We start from the raw sequence: 20,769 nt of genomic DNA on the forward strand, positions 1-20,769 counted from the left end.
GGCGGGAGCCTCAGAGGTTGCGGGGGGCGTTGCGTGAGATCATCTGGCGGATTTCCATCCCGACAGGTTTCTGTCGTGGATCTACGCGCTGGATGGTGATTTCGAAAACAAACGGCTGTTCGGGCTTGCTGGTTGTCTGACCAACCAGACGCAGACGTACCGGATATTGCATAGTCCAGAACCAGGTTCCGTCAGACAGGCGTCCACGCCGGATGACGACACCAGCCCCAACGGAGCCGGTAAGGTTCATACGTTCACGCTTCAGGGCATCATAGATATTGGAGTTAGTAAGCGCCTGGATGTAACTGGCGTGCCCTTCTTCAGAGAACAGCGAGGCCGTGGAAGATACCTGCTCACGATAGTGAACGAAGTCCAGGTTAAAGGCTCGCATCAGAGCCTTGCTGCCAAAGGCGATTGCATCGTCCTGGCTCCATGCCGGTTCGGATGTGGGAGCCAGGCGAACCAGGCGTCCGCTGTCGGTGGCAAAGTAATCCCGTGGCTGTTGTATCAGAGCCCAGGTTAAACCGGCGTTGAGTATTATGCTGATAAGTAGGCCAGTCCCCAGTCGGAGATTACTCTTCATCAGCTCTGGTGCCATTTTTTGGCGCTTTTCTGCCGTGATCATCATTTTTACGGCGTCGTTCAGCGGATCCTCCGTAGCGGAGGAGGCCCGCCCCTTTGCAGGGGGGGCCGGTTGAGTCAGTTTTGTCATAGGTTTCGGGAGTTGAAGTTTTTCCAGGGATCGATATTGTCTGGAATCTGTTCGTTGACCTTATCAAGGGCAGCTTCGCAGACCTTATTTTCCAGTTGAGAAATGATTTCATCGAGCCCGGGGAATTGCGGCAGGCTCACTTTGACGCTCTTGATACGGGACAGACAGGACTGCAGGGAGGATGAGACATTGCTTTCGCGCTGTTCCCAGGCTGTTGCGGCCGCCCTGGCCCGCTCATAACCAGCCTGACTACCCGCTTCAGCGGCACTTCCTGCTCGGCAGGTCGCCGCCGTAGCGGCGGTAGATAAAAGCATGAAGCCGGACAAGAGTCCGGCTTTAAGCATTTGATATCGCATTCTCTCTCCTTATCGGCTTAGCGGCCGGGGCTGTGGGAGTGTTCCTGATGAAGCGTTTTTTCCTGTCTGCCCTCCGGCTTTCGTGCGTCATCCCATTGTTTCCAGGTCTGTTCAAAACCAAGACGCTGGAACAGGGTGTCTGCCTGTTTTTCCGGTGTGTAGAGTCGGGCGGGAAGCGGTGTGTCCTCTTCCCGACCTTTCAGGTGGAACGTCATCAACTGAGGAGCGGCACGGGTAGTGCCGTCGGGTTCGAAATTCACCGCCTGTCCGTAACCCGCAAAGCGGGGACCGTCGTCGGTGATTGCATTGATAACCAACTGACTATTGTCGGTGGTTGGTGTGGCCAGTGCCGGATACAGTGTGCCATCCAGTCGCACCATACCCTGCAGATGTTCCCCCGCTGACTGTACAAGCAGCAGGTCTAACTGGTTTGACTGTGTGTCCATAGAGGCCATAACGGGTATCAACCTGTCCGGGGCGTCTGTGGATGGTGGCAAAATGCTTGCTGCAGCTACCGGTGACTTCACCGGGTGTCTGTCTTCACCCAGATAAAACTGACGTTCTTCCAGGCGAGGTGGCAGCTTCAGGTCTGTGGTGTACTCGGGCCAGGCCTGACGGATTTGCTGAGTGAGACGGCCAAACGTATCGACCGGAAAAACTTGCAGGGGTTGCCCCTGCTCTGGCCGATCGTGCGCCACGGCAAGGCCAGTCGAAGCGGACGTCAATGACCAGTTATTTTTTACGCGTCCATTTTCCTCTCCTGGTACATGCCAGCTGTCACGGGAGTTAAGCGTCAGTGTAACCACATCACCGGTTTTGTGGTTTTCTATAAGTTCTCTTAAATCCTGCCCCCAGTAGGTATGACTCCCTCCACGGTTCTGTAGCTCGATAAAGAAGCTCCCACCCTTTTGCTCTTTATTTTCGTAGGTCGCCTCGCCAAAGTTTTTCAATACCGCCGTGATGCTCTGCCCTGGTTTCAGTGTGGAGGGCGCTGGCTCAGCGGGCATTTCCGGGACCCGGATACTGTCGGCAGCCTTTGACGCGACAGCCTCAGTAGAGGTTGAAAACGCAGGCTGAGGCGTGCCGGGTTCTTGTGCCTGTGATACCGGGTTTGGTGATGCAGGGGGTGTTGGTGTGCCAGGCGCGTTAGAGGAAACAGCTTCAGGTGCGGCTGTTGCCGATGACAGTGGCGGTGCGGCATCAGGTGATGGTGTCTGCCGATTCAGATCCGGCGTAGGTATATGCGTTGTGATTGAATCACTGGTCGTCCCCATCTGTTGCCGAAGTGCCTCAAGTTGCGCGCGCTGCGCAGGCAACTTCATGCGGATATCGAGGTCATTTTCGATAATAAGACGCATAGCCTGCTCTTTAAACTCCGTACTGCCGGTTAGCTCCACCACGCCGCCGTAAAAACGTGATGCAACCGCCAGCGCGGCGAGTACCCTTCGTTTGTCCTGACTTGCACCGTTACACATTTCGAGGCGGTTGCCGAGATCGCGAAAGGCATCTTCCCCGTCGAGGCGGTAGAGCACCGTGTTGTCGCGCTGCTCTTCCGTTGACAGGGCTTTGATGATTTTATCCAGATCTTCACGTTGCAGCGGTTCCGGTCTACGAGGCCCATAGACAAGTCCATCCGCTTCATTCACCTCATTCTCTGCCGTTTTCGCCCAGTTCGGTTTCGGCTCTGGAATGTCTGCCTCTGCATCGGCTGTCTGAGTTTGTTCCTGTTTTTTCCCGGTTGATGGTACTCCAGGGGACTGTGGAGGGATTGGCAATTCAGACGAGATCGGTGCCGGGGGCTCCGCGTTTTTATCATGTAACGCCGCCTCAGGTTTTACAGCCTGTTTATCCGTTTCCTGCCGTTCATGGGCTGTAAGTTGTTCCTGAGCAGGCATAGGGGGTAAGTCATCAGACTGACTGTGCATCCATTCACCAAACTGTGGGTCGTCCATTTGCGCGCGTATGTCTGCATAATCATCCAGGTCAGGTAACGGTGTATGCGACCCTGCTTCGACGACGCTCTGGCTACTCTGACTGGAATCATCGGGAGATGTCCCGAGCGTCCCATCAGGGTTGTTCTGCGTATCAGGAATTAAAACGTCAGCTTCTATTGGGGGCATGGGGGATGGCTCATCGTGTACATCTGCAGGTTGAGGTTGTTCCGGCTCAGTCGGCGCGGGATTCTGTTCGTTGGCAGGAGTTGCCGGCTCTGGTTTATTGGGTTCTGCAACGAATTTCTGGTCAGGGTTTATGTTTACGACAGCACTATCAATAATGCGGCCCAGTGGCGCAGCGCTATTATCATGATTCAGGTCAAGGCTTCTTATTGCCTCCGCATATAGTCGGTTTAAGGGGGTAATATTTGTTTTTCTATCAGGGGGACTATCAATAGTTTCAACGAATGTATGTGTAAGTAGAGCCGTCAACCTTTCAGCTTCATCGGGCCGGTTTTGAGCCACTGTCAGATTTATTAGTTCAGAACGGATGGCTTCATAATGTATTGAAATATTCTGTTCCTTTTGCAATATCTCTGACAATCTCGAAGCATCCTGAGCAACGTTACTTAATGCCTTGTCTATATATTGCGTCATTTCTGCTTTTATATTTCCACCTGCAGAGCGCAAACGAATATTATCAATTAAATCCGTATTGATAATAGCGACATAACTATTGTCTTTTAATGCATCAACGCCTGCCTCTTTCAGAATGCTCATCCCCTGAGGGCTGCTGGCGAAGTTAAGAAAGGTGTCATCTATCGCCTTGCTGTCAGCGAGTTTATTTCCGATCTCTGAGCGAGAAACATTTTCGCTTTCATTGAGTTGCTGATGCCCCGATTTTCCAGCTTCTCTGATTCGTTCCCGTAGTTCATCTGTTAATGTGGAATTATCCCAACGATCTAAAACAACAGATTTAGAAGGGATCTCTAATTCATATATGTGAAAGTCCTTATGATTTATTTCCTCCATCACATACTGCACGCCTAAAATAGACGTGTCAGTATAAAAACCTTTCCCCACCAGATTTTGACCTAATCCTATTTTTTCAGAATCAATGGCACTGAAGGTGGCAGGTGAACCATGAAACAATGTTATCGTTTCACGCCCGACTTTCTGTGATGTCTGGTTTTCTGGAGGCTGCGCTGGTGCCTCCGTCGCTGGTTTTTCTGCTGCAGTGGCCTCGGCCAACTTACTAACGGTATGTTCACGGACGATGTCATTATCGGATATATGTGCGATATCCGGAGATTCATGATTATCCATAGCAGTTTCCTGAACAGGGGTGAAGACAAGACCGCCTTCTACAAAGGCGTTACGGGTTTGTGAGTTTGTGTTGAATGGGGTTTCTATCCCCATAGCGTGAAGCTGAACATTGATGAGATGCCTGGCGAGGTCTTTTCCTCTACTGAGGATCAAATCGTTGAAGTCAGTAAGGTTTTGTTCAAGCTCTGCCGGTGTAAATGCTGGGGCTATTACTTCACCGTTCGTCAGTTCGGCGGCCCTGGTGGCACTTAGGATGCCTTTATTCTCAGGCTCACCAGTCAACGGGTTTTTTAACTGATGGTCGTTGTCTGCGCAGAAGATAAACTGACTGTCAGGCCAGACGGCACGGGCGTTCTGACCAACGGCAATCATGTTTCCTGCATCAATAGTCATCAGTACCGGCAGACCTGATGCCTCATGTATGGAGGCTGCTGTTGCATATCCTTCAGCAAACAGCAGCGGCTGGCCATTCTGCGGGGTCCCCAGAGCAAACCAGTTACCTGTTTTTTCACTGTCTTTAAGAATCCGGGCGTCTTTCCCACCGGTAAGAGGAATACGCTGGTAAGAGCGAATGTCGCCATGCGCGTTGCTGAAGGGGATAACAAGCTCTTGCTTATCGTTGATTCTTATACCCGGAGCGGCCTCTACTCCCTTGCGGGTCAGGTAGGCGTTTGATGTAGCCTGTGGGTACCGGTCAACGTATCGGGCGGCATATTCCGCCTGACGTTTATACTGCTGCTCAAGAGCACGCGCATTGTCTTCACGGGTTTGCTGGGCGTGAGCCCGGAGATGAAGGCGCGCAAGCGGGTCCATCTCGCCACCACCTGAAAACACCCACTGCGTTGGTTTTGCGTCGGCGCTGCGATAATCGCGGTACCATCCGGCAGGGCGCCCATCCAGGTATGCTTTGTAAGCTCCGCTTTTGGAACCCTTTTTGTCCTGTTTTGTCGGTACACGCTGAAGGCTGCCATCCATCACGGGCACCCCTTTAACAATCAGCCCTGCTTCTTCGAGTTTTTGTGCAAACTCTGTTACCGGATCATCTGCATTCATCGACAGTTCGTGTGGCCGGGGCATCCATCGTTCGAACCTGCTCAGCTCGGCACCTGGTTGGGCATACCAGAGCCGGTGTTCATTGTCCCATTCAAGGGCTTTCTGACCATTGCTGAAACGTGGGTGGGCATTGATGGCTTCATCCTTCTCTTCATGAGGCACGGCAAGCCATACGCGGTGATTCTTTTTCATGACCTTGCTCCAGGGCGGAGGCGAATGGGATAACGCGGGAAGATGCGTTACGGTAAGGGGTTCATTCAGTCGCAGAGATAATCCGGAAAGGCATATCCGGTGGGCAGAAGCAGTGACAGAAAACGCAAGCATTCGTCTCAGATGCAGTTGCTGCTGATATTTCTGATATTGACTTATGATGGTTCAACTTCATATTTAAAAGATTTTTTGACTGCATAAATGACAGAATTAAAAGAGATATAAATCCCAGGGATACAAACCCATAAAGATGAATTAAAGACATAATCACATCATCCAATAGAAGTCTGGTGAAAATAAATATCTTTGATTTTGTGTTTTACAGGGTTACTTAATGAGATGTTTATATGATCTTTTTGCCGTCCGGCATAATAAAAAGTGAATGATGAGATAATTCAGCAATAACATCATTAATTCCAATGGCTGTCACAGCTGTCAGTACACTTCTTTTATTGAGAAAAGCATTTACGCCTATAGATATGTTTATATTATTTGGTTTTCCATCACAGACCATCAATCCTTGGTCTGAAAGAGTTGCTATCTCGTTAATCAAAGTTGTGACGCCGGAACCCGGTTTCCCAAAAACTGCAACAAAACAAGGAGCCATCTCTTTCAGTATGGATGCACATTCATTCGGATCAGGTCTCCAGAGTATTCCACGCAATTCAACGTCAAGCTTATTATAGAAGAAAACTCCGGGGTGGTGTAAACCTGATATGTTTATCATTCCATCTAAACTTTCCAGGGTAAGGCTTTCTAAACCTTTCTGAATTACCAGTTTAACCATTTCTTCTCGGTTTGCGGGGTATTGAGTGCGATTAAATAGCTCATATCTTTTTTTGTCGATGAGCGACATTGTTTTTTTACACAGGTTAATTATCATAATTTTCCTCACTATATTCGTTTTTATATTCCTAACAACTTCACAACCCGGTCCAGTCTCTCGGCTTTTCAATGAAATGTCGGTACCACCAGGGACGACCGGAGGCAATCTTTCCTCTGAAGGTACTAACCACGCGCAGGCAGATGGCTCGTATACTCCAGCCAAAGAAATTCAGTGCAACAAAGAATCCCAGAATGGCGGAACAGATATACAGCGTGTTCATGGATGGCCAGCGAAACCAAACCAGATACAGCAGCAGGAACGGCAGCGGAATACCAAAAAAGCTGACCGGCGGAGTGGCATAACGCCAGAACCCTTCTCGTTTCATTGCGTTAGTTCCTTACCTGACAGATAGAGCGCCGCTTCATCTCTGTCTATGTCACCTGTTACGAAACCTTCCCGCACCTGATCGACAATACGCCGCTTTTCCATCCTCAGAATGGTGTCGATGTGCGCCGGCCACTTTTCTGACGGGATATTCTGAAGCGCGTCGCGTAAGTCATCGTCGAATACGATGTATTCCCGAAGGGCACGACGTTTGCCATCAGTTGTTTTGACAAGTACCTGGACTGCGATGAAACGCAACATACCAAGAAGCTCCCACGCGCGCGCGTCTCGAATCTGAGGCGGGAACAAACCAAGTAATCGGTTCAGGGTTTCACCCGGTGACTTTGAGTGCAGAGTCCCGATAGTCATGTGTCCGCTTTCCCCGGCCTGAACAGAGGCTTCTGCTGTTTCAGTATCACGGATCTCCCCGATACCGATGATCTCCGGGTTACGGCGCATGGCGGAGCGAAGCCCATCTGCAAAACTTGCCACGTCACGGCCTACCTGAGCCTGATGCGGTGGCAAAAGGTCATCGGGACGGCCAAGAATGTACTCAACCGGATCTTCGTAGGTCACAATCTTGCGGTCAGGTTGAGTGTTCTGACAGTGTCGATACAACGCCGCCTGAAGTGTTGATTTTCCGGAACCTGTTTCGCCGCAGATGAGACCCAGCCCGGTTTTTGGCAACATGGAGGCTGCCAGATCAGGCTCTATACCCATCTTCAGAAAGTCGGGAATGATGTGTGGGATCACGCGCAGAGTGACGGATAATGCCTTTTCTTCCCGGGCAGAGGTTCCCTGAATAATGTGCGCGCGCAGTCGCACGCGTTCACCCCGTTTCAGGCCATAACGCCCGTGCATGTCGCCGTCGATCTGGATGGCTCTGTCCGACGGTTTACCACCCTGCACTCTAGGGCGCACTTCTGGTCCCAGCAGGTCATCAAGCATATTTCCCAGCATGGTATTCGGCAGTACGGTGTCGGAGACTCTCTCACGCCGACCGTAACGGCTAACGGAAACGGGAGATCCACCGACCAGGTCCACGTCACTTACAGCTTGTGCTGAGCACCAGGCAAAAAATGCCCTGAACTCGTCGGCTGTGAAGGCACCACTAAATGGAAAAATCCCGAACTTATCCGGGATAACAGATGTGTTCACGAGAAAACTCCTCACTGAATGGTAACAGACGGGCGCCAGCGGGACTTCTGGAGCTCAAACGACGCATGTGATTTGAGTCGGCGTACGCGATCGCCAGTAATGAGTTTCTGCCCACTGCCGGTCACAGTCTGCTGTTGTTCGGTAACTTCCGGTCGGGAAATCATTCCCCGACGCCAGAGCAGGGAGTAAAGCATCATGCCCCGATAATCACGGGTGAGCTGATTCATACTGGCTTCAAGGGTCAGATCGGCATTTTCGCGACCTTCCTGCCAGCCTTTTTTCAGCGCGTCTTCCCATACCTTTCTCTGAGAGCTGTCTTCCGGTACGACCAGCCCTTCTGTGCCCGGGGTTGCCGTGGTGGCCAGCCCGCGAAGTAACCAACTGCGCCAACTGGGCGGGTTACTGACAAATCTCTCCGGTCGGATAATGGTCCAGACCTTTGAGGCGGTGCGGATTTGATCAGGAGTGATGCGTGCAACGTCCTGCGCTTCATCGATAACCGGCGGCAGCCAGCCCTCAGGGCTGATAAGCGGCCGGAAATCGTAAAGGGCGTTGAGGGTTGACTCTCGGGCATTTAGCGCCTGGGTCAACTCCCACGCCCGCTGAGATTTACCCCCTCGAAATCCCAGTGTTCTGCCAGCATCAGTAAGCATCTGCCAGCGAGTTTCGGAAATACTGTCAGGTCTCTGTCGCTCCGGATTGAGCCAGGCCTGCATATCTGGTGGAGACACACTCGCATCTGTTGGTGACGCAGGACGATCGGTGGCACAACCGGTCAGGAGCAGTACAGGGAAAAGTAATAAGAGAAAGCCTTTCATTTCTTACTGGTCTCCGGTTGCATGAAGTTGAGCTGGAGCAGTCCCGGATACTGATTCAGGGTAGCTCGCCATGCTGTCTGCGCTTCAATCACGCGCAGCACGTTGCTGAACGTCATACCCCGAACGTGTAGCGTTACGGGTAGGGGCAGACGCACGCCGCTGTAGTTGAATTGCAGGCCTCGTGCACGCGCCAGTTCAGCCAGTAACTCCACAGCATCACCTTCCCAGTCGAAGGAAACCTCAGCACTGTTAGTACGTATTATTTCCATGGGAGATGGCGCATTTTTCGAACCGGACCAAAGACCGTTATTCCACATCTGATATTGCGTGTGACGGGCAACGGCGACAGATGATGCTGCACCGTAGCGGTCGGGAGATACTGAAGCTGGAGGTGTCGATGGTGGACTCCAAGGCTGGCAGCCGGCAAGAAGGGAGATAGCCAGCACGCCGGGAAGAATTAAGTAGTTCATAGTAGTTACCTTGCCGGGAGGGCGACTGAGGTTAAGGCCAGAAGATTCAGGGCGACGGAGTTTTGCAGACGGTAGAAATATTGATCGGAAGTAAACGGCAGAGGAAGCCCATTGCGGGCTTCCCAGTGATTATCAGAACGTGAACTGCAACTGCGCAACAGCGCCGTAGGTACGATCAGTTCCGGCTATACCGGTAAGGTCCAGATGTACAACATCAAACGGAGAGAAGCCCAGACCAGCGGTGAAGGCGTTACCCTCGCTGGAGACCATGTTCTGGCGATAGCCAGCACGGACCTGCATCCAGCTCCAGGCGTTCAGCTCAGCCCCTACACTGGCGAACTGGCGTTTGTCATCTCGCTCAAAACGGCTGGCTTCGGTCAGATCCACATCGAGTGCGGTGGTCAGGATGTTGTTGCTCCAGGCGACGCCAGCAGTGGCCTGAGGTTTCACTTTGAACGTTTCTTTCTCGCCGTTCACTTCTTTAGTGTCAACACTGCAGGCAATGATGTTCTGTACCGCCAGACCCAGCATCCAGTTATCTCCGAGGTTTGTGGCCAGACCTATGTCGGCGTTAAATCCGGTTTTGGTGTTGCGGTAATCGTCTGAGTTCACGTCATTTTTGTCGAAGTCGTTTACCGTTGCGCTGTAATTGAAAAGATCGATTCGCTGATACTTGGGCGTAATGCCCAGGGACCAACTGTGTCCTGCCGTTTCAAATTCATGCGCCATAGCTACACCTACGTCGGTGATAACGGCCGCCCGACCATAGGCACGGGACGTTAGTGCATCTTTGTCTACCGCATCTGCTGGTATGGCCCCGCTGGCGATTTTGTCGAGATACTGCAGATCGTGGTCGCTGACCGTGCCGTTTACGGAAACGGTGCCCCATGATTTCACGACAACAGCAAATGGGAGTACTTTATTCGGGGTGGTGGCAATAACAGATGCCCCGACCTGCCCATTTGCCTTCACATCTTTCAAATCTTCCAGCTTATTGCGTAACGCGGCAGCGCTTTCGCTAACACCGCTTTGGCTGTCGACAGCATTGTCAAAATTGTTCCACAGATCTTTCACGTCATCGGCAGTATCAATGGCCTTATCGGGGTCTGCCACCTGGACACCCACAGACGGCAGCACCAGACTGAAGTCATCATTCGCGCCAAACTTCGTCAGGAGTGCCGGATTGGATAAGGCGGCAGTGCCGTAGTGTGCAGAGGCCACGCCGGTGCCCCCCATGGCATCGCTGCGGGCTTCCATGTAGGAGGTTGCTGCACCTGCATGAAAAGTCATCATGACGGCGGAAGAAATCAGTGTTTTTGCAATGTAAGTCTTTTTCATCATTAAATTTCCTGTAGTCAGGTCTGGATTTTGGGCAAAAGAAAGTCCTGATGCGGCAGCATCAAAAATTTCTTTTTCTTTTTTAATTCAATATTTCTGCGTGGTTTAAAGCTGTCTGAATATAAGTGCGGGTAGCGTTATTCCTTGTTCAAGCGCTGTGGATAGTCCCTTGCTGACCGTGACGGTGCGCAGAGTGCCTGTTGCGGCATGTTCCCTGAGGAGGCGTTCTTTCCAGTATTTTTGCTCTTTGTCCAGAACGAGCGGAATAATGGATAACACCGGGAAATATGTCAGCTGCGATGAAGCAATTTTCTTCTTAATTAATATGCCGGTTCGTTCCTGATATTCATCCTCACCTGTATTTTCGGTCGTCCAGAAAATAACGCTGTCATTATTATTCTCATCTGAAGGAATTATCATCTTCCGTAAGGCATCTTCCGTTTGTGGCCATTGATGTTGAACCAGGGTGGTGTCGACCGTTGGAACATTCCTGCCTAACAACCAGTCCGGTGAAACGAAAAACCACTGAGCGAGCGCCTGCAGGAGCGGAGTGGACAGATAGTCCATCGTTCGTTCCCTGTCCTGCAGTACGCTCACCCGAACATTCCATGATGAAAGCAACTCTGCGATATCAGTCGGGTTAAGCTCATGTGCCTGCATCAGCACTTCAAAGCGATCGATGATACTAAGCGCGGTATTGCTGAACGGCAGGAAAATATCGCGCAGAGAACCTTCTATAACCAGATTCAGTAGCTCCGATTGAGATATCCCAATCTTGCCTGACAACTCATCAATCAACTGGCGGGTGCCGGGCCTCATTCGGAGTGATGTGGTCTGCATAGGCTTCTTTTCATTGCGCTGAAGCAGTTCTGCAATCCTATTCCGATCAAGGTCGGGGAGCGCCAGAAGCGAGGTGAAAATCGCGGTAAGACTGTTTGCCACGTGGCCCCCTTAAGTAAAATTACATCTTGCGGTTCAGTGAGTTAAAGAATAATTAATCGTGTCGCGCATGTATAACGAGTTAATTCGATCGTGTAGATCGACTGCGTTTGCGTGTGCATTCTGATTGCGTTAGTGCGCTTGGTTTTAACGCACATTCCGGCGCGGTCGAATAAGCACAAGCACGCCGGTTTCAGGTACGGTTATCCAGCGCCACTCCTGTATCAATGTTTGCAGGCGTATCCCATTTCTGACGACAGCAGGAATTGAGACTGTGGCGCAGCGCCAGCGGTGTGTATCGTCCATTTTTCCCATCAGTACGGTCATGCTTTTCATGTGTGCCGGGCGCATCAAATGGGATGTGAAGTACACGGGGGCGCTGTTCCTTTGTAACGTCAGTTGCAACGTGGCAAGAAAACTACGGTGAAAGCGCGCTGCACGACGAAGATTAAGATGACCAACCCGGTCAAATGTCGAAAGGTGCAGGGTAGTGTAATGCTTCTTTCGGTGACGAACCGAGGCCGCACGAAACCCTTTCCAGGGCGTCACGGCACTAACGATTGTCATTACCGGGCAATACAGCAGTAATGTCAGTGGTACTGCTGAAAGGATAATCAGATACACAGTCCCTCCAGGATAAAGGTTACGCCCGGGCCGAGAGAGCCTGGGCGGGGTTAAGCGGACAAATCATGATGTGGTCGTTTGTCTTGATGGGGAGTTCCCCTGGTGCAGGGACTCGTTCGCCGCGCTGGGCTGCAAGTGCCAGAGTGCGCAGTAGCAGTTCGCTGGCGCGGGTCAGAGCAAGTTCGCGGGTCGGCGCCGACACCATTAAGTTTTCAAAGTCGCATAGCATCACTCTTATGTCACCAGTACTTCCGCAATCCTGTTCTACCAGTGCGGGATAGGGTACGAAGTAGGGGGCAATCTTTTGAGTCTGGCGCCGTCGCGCGTCCAGCTTGCTGACCAGTTGGTAGGCTCTCAGATGGGTGTAGCGTTTAAGCATATTCATCGACCGATGACCCGAAATGGCAGCGACTTCCATAACGTTCAGTGTACCGAGCTCGAAAAAGCGACTGATGGCCTCGTGTCGAAGATCATGAAAATGCAGATTTTCGATCGTGAGGGCCTTGAGGGCGAGCCGCCAGGCGCTTTTGAAACCGGATGACGTATATGAAAATACTTTACCTTTGAGCAGGGCCGGCATCATCTGAAGTAGATTGCGTGCCTTACGTGAGAGGGGGACGTCACGCGATGACCCATTCTTGGTGTCTGGCAGGTGTGCTACGCCATGCTGCAGGTCAATATATTCCCATTTCAGGTTAAGGATTTCACCCTGACGCATGGCCGTTTCCAGCGCGAGATGAAAGATTATATACAGCATTAAGTTTCGCTCGCGGAAATACCGGGACAGTCTGCGCTCTTCAGTGGATGTCAGGCGGCGATCACGACCTTTTGATACTTTTGGTTTACGCACTAATTCGACCGGATTGCTACGGCAGGTTCCCCATTCCACACGTGCAATACCGAAAAGCGATGACAATAGCGCCAGCTCAAGTCTTACTGTATTACCGGTGATAGGGTTCCCCGTCCTGGGGTTGCGCTGGGTCAGTCTTTCATCACGGTAGGCGGCAATATCAACCGTGGTGATTTCGTCCATATTCCTGCTGGCCAGTGGGTGGCGCTTAATGACGTTGGTTCGGTAAAACTCCTGAAGGTGACCCTTTTTATGAACGGATACTGATTCGTAATATTTATCGAGGCCACGACTGAGGGGCATTTTTCTAATACGCGCAACGGAAGACATCATTACTCCTAAAAAGGTGAAGAAAATAAAGCCTTCAGAGAAAAATGCAATAATCCTGTCAATCCGGCGTGTGGAAATCAGCCCGTTCAGATATAGAGAGTTTCGTTGTTATTGGTGCCAGTGGCTGCAATAAAACCTACTCATATGCTGCATGTCCGGCTGGTAATCGGTTGTTATCTGGCGGATATAACCTGACCTATTTCTCAGGCAATGCCAGTAATGCCTACAACGCCCCTGACGGCAGTTATCCCGATGTAGCTAATAACAGATGGGTAGTCACAGGGGCTGGTTCAAATAACAACTGTTTTGCAGCTTATGCAATGTGCGCAAGGTAACTGTCAATCCGGCGTGTGGCGCGGTGCTGGAAAGATAAACAATTCCGCTTGTCAGTGGATAGTTTCACCTGATGCGTGGGTAAATCCAGGACAGCGACAGTTTTATAAAACTGCTTTATGTCCTGTGGGATTTGTTCAAACAGGAAGTCGATTCATGTTATGGCCTAAAGCCTTAGATGATGAGCATGTTGATGTGTATTGCTGCCCATTTAGCTAACCTGTCAATCCGGCGTGTGGAAAAGCGGAGATATGATTGTGCAATTAGGCAAGAACGGCTGGTCATGTAATCCCCGAACTGGTCTTATCGAACAATGGGGACAGGGCGGCGCTCTTGGTAATGATGGCTCGCGTTATGAATCATTTCCGCACTATATGACCGCCGCATTTAGTGCAACTGTTACCGCAATTAATATGCCGAAAAACGGTGTACGCGGAGGTGATATGGGTGCTTACAATTTATCGAGTTCCGGCATGCTAGTGACTAACGACGATTATCCAGTTGAAGGTTACTACTGGAGAGTAATCGGTTACACACCTACGTGCTGAATTTACCTGTCAATCCGGCGTGTGGAGCGGTGGCGGCAAAGTTAGTATTCAAGGTTGTGCCTGGTTCGAGTCGCCAGTGGCGTACAACTATTTTGCAGGTGGTGCTGGCGGTGATGTAACGTACAAACCTGTGATTTGTCCTGCTGGCTATGTAATGACCGGCACGCGAATGTTCGGCGTATCTAAGAGCGTTGACGATGAGCATGTCGATGCGTATTGCTGTCCATTTAGCTAACTGTCAATCCGGCGTGTGGGCAAAACCCTCTTACAGAATCCCATGCAGGGATACACGAACAGGCCAGCCGATTAGAAATGCCAATATTAAGGCCACTGGTTCTGGGCGTGGCGACCCACTTGCTGATGATATCTATGTGTCATGTGATAGTGAGGGATTTATGTCCGTGATAATGGGTATAGGGTATTGATTTTATAGCGCATATAACTACTTTTTGGCTGTTTACATTACTGGAAACGAAACACGCTGAACGTGCCGTAATCGCAACCGTAGCTCATCATTCCATTCGATGCGATTGTGAACGTAGAGCCATTCGGAACGTCAAAAACAATGCTACCACTTTTACCCCACTGTGAGTTTCCGTCTACCGAATTTGCGACGGTGTAGCCGCCAACTGAGGCTGTCAGTGAAAACGTATTTGCACAGTTATCTGAGTTACCAAAGTTGATTTTTTGGGGGGGAGGATTGCCTCCCCAGGCATAGATTTTAAACTGTTTTCCAGTTGTGTTGCTGCTACTAAAAACGCCTTTAAACGCTCCGAGAGAGGTGTAAATGCCATCAGATGGAGAGGGGGAACGCCAGGCACCGGATTGACAGATTAATTAATTCAGTCTGACTGCAAAACATCTAACGTTGTCTATAGTGCAAGTCTGGTTATCTTCTGTACAAGCATCAGATCCAGTGGCGATCCAACCTTGTGCCGTTAACCCGCTCGAATTCAAGGAAGTCTGGCAAATATCGCCGTAGTTATTCCCTGAATTTACTGACCATGTGTAACGCTGTATTTTTTTTTCCCCAGAATTAGCCCACACACCGGATTGACAGGAAAGTACGCCGCCATTGGCATCGCGGCTTATCTGCCCATTCGGGTAACAAGCGATGCCTGCAACGTTGATCCGATCCAACTGCAAAACCCCACCTGCTGACAAGTTGCCTGTTGCCTTGACTGTGGCCCCAGAAACCTCGTTAGTTGCCGTAATATTGCGTCCGGCACTAATGTCGCTGTCGGCACGGACCGTTGCTCCTTTTACCTGTGCTCCGGCTGTAATGTTTTGGGTGAAACTACCGTTTGCACCGCTGACATTACTGGTAAAAATACCGTTTGACCCACTGACGTTTCCGCTAAATGTCCCAGTCTGACCATTAATAGTGCCGACACTGTTCAGGTTGTTACCACCCATGTCGATAGCAGTGTGCATTTTATTCAGATCGGGGCGGCCATTTACCTGAAAACGGTACAGCCTGTCATTGTCCTCCTGCGCGCCAGACAGCTCATCTGTTGAGAGGAGTACTGCAATATGTCCATTACCAGAGGTGGCACCGTAACTGCTCAGCAGGATTTTCCAGGTACGCAGGGCACCTGTGGCGGTTTTACCATCATCAATGTAGCCCCCGAAACCGGTTTTAATATCCCTTGATATCAGCCTCAATGCCTTGTCCGGGTATACACTGCCACCGCTGGATACTACCATGCCCTGTAGTAACTCCGTGTTTTGCCCATTCCTGACCAGATAAGTGTTCAAACGCTGGCCCTGACTGTTTGTTTCGGTGAAACCGGACGGCAGGAAACCCGTGTTTTTAAGCATGGCCGTAGTTATCACTGTCGGCGCGGTGGTACTGGTTGCGCTTAACAGAGTGGCGTAGTTACGACCGACGTATCCCCGTGCAGCAGCTGCGTATGTACTGATATGGGATGCTTCAACCTGCCAGTTTTTCTCCTGCTGCCAGTCTTTATATTTAGTGAGTCCAAAGACGGTCATTGCCATCACAACTATGAGCGCCAGAGCAACATCAAGATTCGCCCAGCCACGATCGTGCTTTTTCATAAGATTGATATCCATACGGGTTGATACAGATTGGATAGCTGGAAGAGACTCCCGCTAAGACACAGCCAGGGGCCAAGCGGCCCCTCTTTTTTTCCGGACAAATGCCAGGTTAGCAGCCAGAGCATAAAGGCTGCAGTACCAAGCAGAGTGGCCAGTGCTGCATCTTTCCCCCCCATCCAGGCCGTCAGACCTGTTATCAGCCATAAATCTCCCCGACCAAGACGCTGATCGCCCCGGTTTATCAGGACACTCAGCAACGTCATCAGGCCACCCACCACAGCGATTTCCACCAATTGCGTATATACACCTGCAATCGAAACGTCTTTTGTTACTCCCCAAATAAGTCCTCCAAGTAACAGACGTGCTGTGAAAGTACGTGGCAAATATCCACTGACTGCGTCGGTGATACCGGACTGAAGCAGGAAGCCCATCATCATGATGGCTGCAGCCCGATCGGCAATTGGAGCCGGTGACAGGGCGGCGATCATACTGAACGTGGCGAAAAGCCAAATCCCACCAGTTAAAAGCGAGTTCCTCTCCTTACCATGAGCAGTGGTATCTTCCAGAAAGTCGAGTACTCTCCACATCAGGCCTCTGCCAATGAGCGCAAAACCCAGCAGTAGCGGCAGGCTCCATGCTGTTGCCAGGCTGGTGACTATGATGGTTCGCATATTCGCTTTCCTTTCTCCTGCCGGCAGACTCGAAGTCCTTTCAGTTCCAGATAGAACCCCCAGATACGGTTGGCATACTGTTCGCGAGTTTCGTGCCTGTCTTTACGAAATCCGGCGTTGTAAGACCCGAGGCAATTCCATGTCACACCACATACCTGAAAGTGGCGGGCCAGTATCCACGCTCCGATCTGAATATTCAGACAGGGTCGTTTCAGCAGGTCTTCTGCACTCTGGATGATGCCCATTCGGATGAGCTTTGGCACATGGGTTGAATTTATCTGCATCAACCCATAGTCCGTGCTGACCGGATTACCCTTTTTATCCCTGTTAGTGTTTGTGACCCATGGACGGAGCCAGGACTCCCCTTTGGCCATTGCCTTAAGCAGCAGTGGCTCTATCTGGTATCGGGCACCGGCACTATTAAAGCAGGCATCATACGTATCAGGAGGGGAGTTCGAACTGGCCATCAATGGACCTGGGGAAAAGGATAAAATGAGCAGAGTCATTGCCAGGTTGCAGGAGAGAATGCGTTCCCTCCGCATATCGTCTCCTTAGCTGTTGAGCGTGAAGATCAGCTTGTTAGTACCGGTACTCCCATTGTCAGCTGTGCATTGTGCGCTGGCTTCTTCGGTTGTCACGATTCCATCACTGTGTGCCGTGGAGTTGACGGTAATGGCATCAGCAATTTTGGCCCGGCTGAGCTGTGTGGCAAGCGAGACGCAGGCATCCTGAGGAACCATTTCGTAGGTCAATGAGAATCCGTTTGAGAATCCAGATACAGTTACAGGTGACAGTGTCACTGCACCACCCCATCCATTGTAAAGTGTGGCAGTCCCGGAAGAGGCTGTACCCCGTACAGTCATACTTTTAGGCTGGACTTTCATCTGGATAAGCGCGCCCATCATTTTGGCTCCGGAAGTGAATGTGTAACCATCTCCCCCTTTCAGCAGGTTTTGTGTACTGGTGATGAGAGATTGAATATTCGATGATTCCTTACCCACGTTGACGTTATTTTTGAGGGCGAAGTATCCCGCCAGCACAAGGCCGATGACGACCAGGACGATCAGGGCAATACTCCCCTGTTCCAGAAACCCCCAGCCTCGATGGTGCAACACTGTCTTAACCGGTTTGTATGTCTGAGAAGTTGATTCAGAATTAAATTGCATGATTTTTCCTCGTTTAAAAAGCGCCCGACGAGCTGTTAAGGGCATTGATATCCATAACGACAAGGACCAGAAGCAAAAGCATCAGGATCATTGCCAGGAACATGAGACCGCGGATAACGACTGCACGTTTTGCTACTCGCTCCAGAGTTTGTTCAAGCCAGCGCTGGCCGTAGTTAATTATGATTTCATCATCGCCGTCCCCCTGTAGAAGGGAGAGAAAGTTGGCAGCTTCCTGCGACGGAAAGTCATAACCGCAATCTTTCAGGGCCAGTCCGAAATGTTTACCTTCACGAACGTGTTCGGTAATTGCTTCGATACGCACAGCAAGCCAGGGGGATGCCGTTTCCTGCAGAATCTCCAGCGCGTCTTTAGTTTTGACGCCGGACTGCAGTAGTGCACCGATGTTCAACAGGAAAGTTGCACCCTGAATATCCTTATAAACCGACCATGGCATCAGACCGTCGAATGCACGGCGAAGTTTGTCGGGGCGGTGCCAGCGGGGGAGTGACCAGATAGTCCAGATAGTTGATGCGATAGTAGCGATGGCAGTTATTACGCCATATTCACTGAAATACAGCGAGATACCATAAAGAAAACCGAGTGCACCGGTCCAGTTCTCTGGCGGGCTGATTTCTGTCAACGTGGGAAGTAACTCAGTATTCAGCACATAAATGGTGCTGGCCATCATGATGGCAAAGCCGATCGGATAGATGGCCATCTGCCATACTGCAGCACGAATACGCTTACCGGCGCTGGTCAGAGCACAGGCGTATCTTAGCGCGCGTGGTAGTGACTCGCTGCGTATGCCTGCGCTTATGACGGACGCTTCTGCGGCCGGTAGCCATCGGGAGAGCGTACGCTCCAGCGTTTTTTCCCCGCTGTTTTCCCTTAAGGCATCAACACAGTCATCCGTCAGCTCAACGTAGGGATGCCAGTTCTGGCCGAAGTTTGTCCATGCATTGCGCATTTTCTCCAGTGAAGGCTTAAGTTGTTGCTGGTTTTCAATCAGAAATCGCAGGGCATCATAGAACTGAACACGGTATCGACCGCTGAACGTCTTGCGAACCAGGGTATATCGGAGTCGTTTCAGGACGTGCATTTCACGCATCATCCACCTCCAGACGTTCATCTTCATCGAGCGGAATGATACGGTTGGCCATCAGCGGGTCGACCAGTCCTTCGTTGATTTTATGCAGGACGTGCCGGACACGGCTGATCCCCTGCATGTGATTTATCCAGTATTGGCGCGCCGCGACTTTTCCGTCTGTTTTCAGCAGCTTAAAAAGACGGTTATTGGTCTCGATAACCTCGGCAATGACGGTACGCCCCCTGATCCCCTGACCGACTTTACCGCGAACCTGACCGTTTATCTCCACCACTTGTGTACATGCTTCACATCCCTCTGGGTTGTGGAAATAGAGCTTATCGGTCGAACAGATACCTTCAATGTTGCAGTATTTCTCCAGCCAGTCCTTTTCCTCGACAGTCAGGCTGGCGACCTTATCCTGCCAGGATATACGACATTCAGGACATAGCGTGGGTACCAGGCGCTGGCTGATAAGTCCAATCAATAACTGGGCATCACACAGCAGATTTTCGTTAATGCCGAGCGTAACCATGCGTTCCGGGATACCGAGTGCAGAGTTTGTGTGCAGTGTAGTCATCACCAGGTGTCCGGTCTGGGCGGCATAAATGGTGGCCAGCATCGAGATAAGGTCGCGCATTTCCTGCATCATGATTGAGTCAGGGTCCAGTCGCAAAGCTGACGAGATGGCTTTTCCCCAGGCGATATGTACTGCTTCTTCATCAGATTTGTCGCAGATGATCGGGGTCTGAACGGCACCCACGACCTGTCCCTCAAGCGGATCTTCAATGGTCAGAAGGTGTTGCCCGGGGTTGGTATCGAGGTATACCCGACAGGCGGTACGCAGCGTAGTGGACTTACCTGAACCGGTAGGTCCCGAGAGAATGATTTTCCCTTCAGGGCGGTCAATCATGCGTATCAGTAGCTTGATTTGTTCGGGCAAATACCCCAGTTGTAGAAAGTCAGGTACGTTATTGCCGTCATCCGGGATAAGGCGCATTACCGCAATCAGACCATCGCCAGTTGGACGGTGGCTGTAGCGGGCACCAAACAGGCCTATTTTCCGCATCATGGCTGGAGAGAGTCGTGCATCCTGCTCACGGTGTGGGTAGAAACTGGTTTCTGACACATCCGACATAGAGAGAATACAGGTGGCACAGAGGGACATTCCTTCCTCTCTCTGACGTTCATCCACCACATGTAAATAGCCGTGAACCCGCATTTTGACCTGGAAGAGCGAGTCTGAAATCAGGAAGTGAATATCTGAGGATCCGAGCTTTCTGGCCACTGAGAAATAGTTCAGGATCCGTTGCTCGCTGTGGCTGCTGTCGCCACCCAGATCTGCCAGCGTCAAACCAGCCTTATCGCTGGCCTGAGGTTGAGCAGCCTGTTTTTTTTTCGCTTCACGTAAGTCCGAGAGAGTGACAAAACGATGTTTGATCCCTGGATGCTTGTTCATTAAATCCATCAGCGCGGCTTGTACACCAGGGTCGCCTCGCTGGTTGGTGTCGATAAGGATTTCTTTCTTTTCTCCGTCATCAAACAGCAGGAGAGATTCTGCAGTAATACCGTTCATGG

The 20,769-nt window shown here is 51.0% G+C and carries 18 protein-coding genes and 1 pseudogene; 1 reads left to right on the forward strand and 18 read right to left on the reverse strand.

Going from position 1 to position 20,769, the window contains the following annotated elements; genetic code table 11:
* Window positions 1–10 precede the first annotated feature (10 nt).
* The 12 genes and pseudogenes from GHC22_RS23915 to GHC22_RS23970 form a co-directional block, all read right to left on the reverse strand.
* Window positions 11–712 (reverse strand): DotI/IcmL/TraM family protein, encoded by a 702-nt coding sequence (locus GHC22_RS23915; RefSeq protein ID WP_040231195.1) that lies wholly within the window; start codon window positions 710–712, stop codon window positions 11–13.
* Window positions 709–1,068 carry a conjugal transfer protein gene (locus GHC22_RS23920; protein WP_228553289.1) on the reverse strand — a complete coding sequence of 120 codons (360 nt, stop codon included), beginning with the start codon at window positions 1,066–1,068 and terminating at the stop codon, window positions 709–711. Before GHC22_RS23920 ends, GHC22_RS23915 begins: the two co-directional genes overlap by 4 nt.
* A gap of 1,289 nt (window positions 1,069–2,357) precedes the next feature.
* Window positions 2,358–5,573: pseudogene (locus GHC22_RS24920) on the reverse strand (LPD7 domain-containing protein); the annotation flags it as partial.
* Window positions 5,574–5,934: 361 nt separating this feature from the next.
* Window positions 5,935–6,474, reverse strand: coding sequence for a hypothetical protein (locus tag GHC22_RS23930; RefSeq protein WP_153754039.1), 540 nt, complete (start codon window positions 6,472–6,474; stop codon window positions 5,935–5,937).
* Window positions 6,475–6,514: 40 nt separating this feature from the next.
* Window positions 6,515–6,802, reverse strand: coding sequence for a hypothetical protein (locus tag GHC22_RS23935; protein ID WP_040231189.1), 288 nt, complete (start codon window positions 6,800–6,802; stop codon window positions 6,515–6,517).
* Complete coding sequence (traJ, locus tag GHC22_RS23940) at window positions 6,799–7,959, reverse strand: plasmid transfer ATPase TraJ (protein ID WP_153754040.1); 1,161 nt, start codon at window positions 7,957–7,959, stop codon at window positions 6,799–6,801. Before traJ ends, GHC22_RS23935 begins: the two co-directional genes overlap by 4 nt.
* Before the next feature lie 11 nt (window positions 7,960–7,970).
* The gene (locus GHC22_RS23945; RefSeq protein WP_153754041.1) at window positions 7,971–8,777 is read right to left on the reverse strand and encodes a type IV secretory system conjugative DNA transfer family protein; all 807 of its coding nucleotides are present in this window, start codon (window positions 8,775–8,777) and stop codon (window positions 7,971–7,973) included.
* Window positions 8,774–9,247, reverse strand: coding sequence for a DotD/TraH family lipoprotein (locus GHC22_RS23950; RefSeq protein WP_040231184.1), 474 nt, complete (start codon window positions 9,245–9,247; stop codon window positions 8,774–8,776). The genes GHC22_RS23945 and GHC22_RS23950 overlap by 4 nt, the downstream gene beginning before the upstream one ends.
* A 132-nt stretch (window positions 9,248–9,379) precedes the next feature.
* Complete coding sequence (locus GHC22_RS23955) at window positions 9,380–10,588, reverse strand: conjugal transfer protein TraF (protein WP_153754042.1); 1,209 nt, start codon at window positions 10,586–10,588, stop codon at window positions 9,380–9,382.
* Window positions 10,589–10,690: 102 nt separating this feature from the next.
* The gene (locus GHC22_RS23960) at window positions 10,691–11,527 is read right to left on the reverse strand and encodes a hypothetical protein (protein ID WP_040231179.1); all 837 of its coding nucleotides are present in this window, start codon (window positions 11,525–11,527) and stop codon (window positions 10,691–10,693) included.
* Window positions 11,528–11,671: 144 nt separating this feature from the next.
* Window positions 11,672–12,148 (reverse strand): hypothetical protein, encoded by a 477-nt coding sequence (locus tag GHC22_RS23965; protein ID WP_123924625.1) that lies wholly within the window; start codon window positions 12,146–12,148, stop codon window positions 11,672–11,674.
* A gap of 19 nt (window positions 12,149–12,167) precedes the next feature.
* Window positions 12,168–13,331, reverse strand: a complete 1,164-nt coding sequence (locus tag GHC22_RS23970) for a site-specific integrase (RefSeq protein ID WP_370458822.1) — start codon at window positions 13,329–13,331, stop codon at window positions 12,168–12,170.
* A 581-nt stretch (window positions 13,332–13,912) separates the two neighbouring features.
* Between GHC22_RS23970 and GHC22_RS23975 the strand changes: the two genes are divergently transcribed.
* On the forward strand, window positions 13,913–14,209 hold the full coding sequence (locus GHC22_RS23975) for a hypothetical protein (protein WP_153754043.1): 297 nt from the start codon (window positions 13,913–13,915) through the stop codon (window positions 14,207–14,209).
* A gap of 837 nt (window positions 14,210–15,046) precedes the next feature.
* Here GHC22_RS23975 and pilV read toward each other — a convergent pair.
* The 6 genes from pilV to GHC22_RS24005 form a co-directional block, all read right to left on the reverse strand.
* Complete coding sequence (pilV, locus tag GHC22_RS23980) at window positions 15,047–16,270, reverse strand: shufflon system plasmid conjugative transfer pilus tip adhesin PilV (protein ID WP_153754044.1); 1,224 nt, start codon at window positions 16,268–16,270, stop codon at window positions 15,047–15,049.
* A complete protein-coding gene (locus GHC22_RS23985; RefSeq protein ID WP_040231341.1) occupies window positions 16,267–16,941 on the reverse strand; it encodes a prepilin peptidase in 675 nt (224 codons plus the stop codon). The genes pilV and GHC22_RS23985 overlap by 4 nt, the downstream gene beginning before the upstream one ends.
* Window positions 16,926–17,408, reverse strand: a complete 483-nt coding sequence (locus GHC22_RS23990) for a lytic transglycosylase domain-containing protein (protein WP_123924696.1) — start codon at window positions 17,406–17,408, stop codon at window positions 16,926–16,928. The genes GHC22_RS23985 and GHC22_RS23990 overlap by 16 nt, the downstream gene beginning before the upstream one ends.
* Window positions 17,409–17,492: 84 nt before the next feature.
* On the reverse strand, window positions 17,493–18,107 hold the full coding sequence (locus tag GHC22_RS23995) for a type 4 pilus major pilin (protein ID WP_052463753.1): 615 nt from the start codon (window positions 18,105–18,107) through the stop codon (window positions 17,493–17,495).
* A 13-nt stretch (window positions 18,108–18,120) separates the two neighbouring features.
* Window positions 18,121–19,215 (reverse strand): type II secretion system F family protein, encoded by a 1,095-nt coding sequence (locus GHC22_RS24000; RefSeq protein ID WP_040231337.1) that lies wholly within the window; start codon window positions 19,213–19,215, stop codon window positions 18,121–18,123.
* Window positions 19,208–20,767: a GspE/PulE family protein gene (locus tag GHC22_RS24005; RefSeq protein ID WP_153754045.1), complete on the reverse strand. Its 1,560-nt coding sequence runs from the start codon at window positions 20,765–20,767 to the stop codon at window positions 19,208–19,210. The genes GHC22_RS24000 and GHC22_RS24005 overlap by 8 nt, the downstream gene beginning before the upstream one ends.
* Between the last annotated feature and the right edge of the window lie 2 nt (window positions 20,768–20,769).

This window comes from Citrobacter sp. H12-3-2 (assembly GCF_009649895.1).
Taxonomy (GTDB): Bacteria; Pseudomonadota; Gammaproteobacteria; order Enterobacterales; family Enterobacteriaceae; genus Citrobacter; species Citrobacter portucalensis.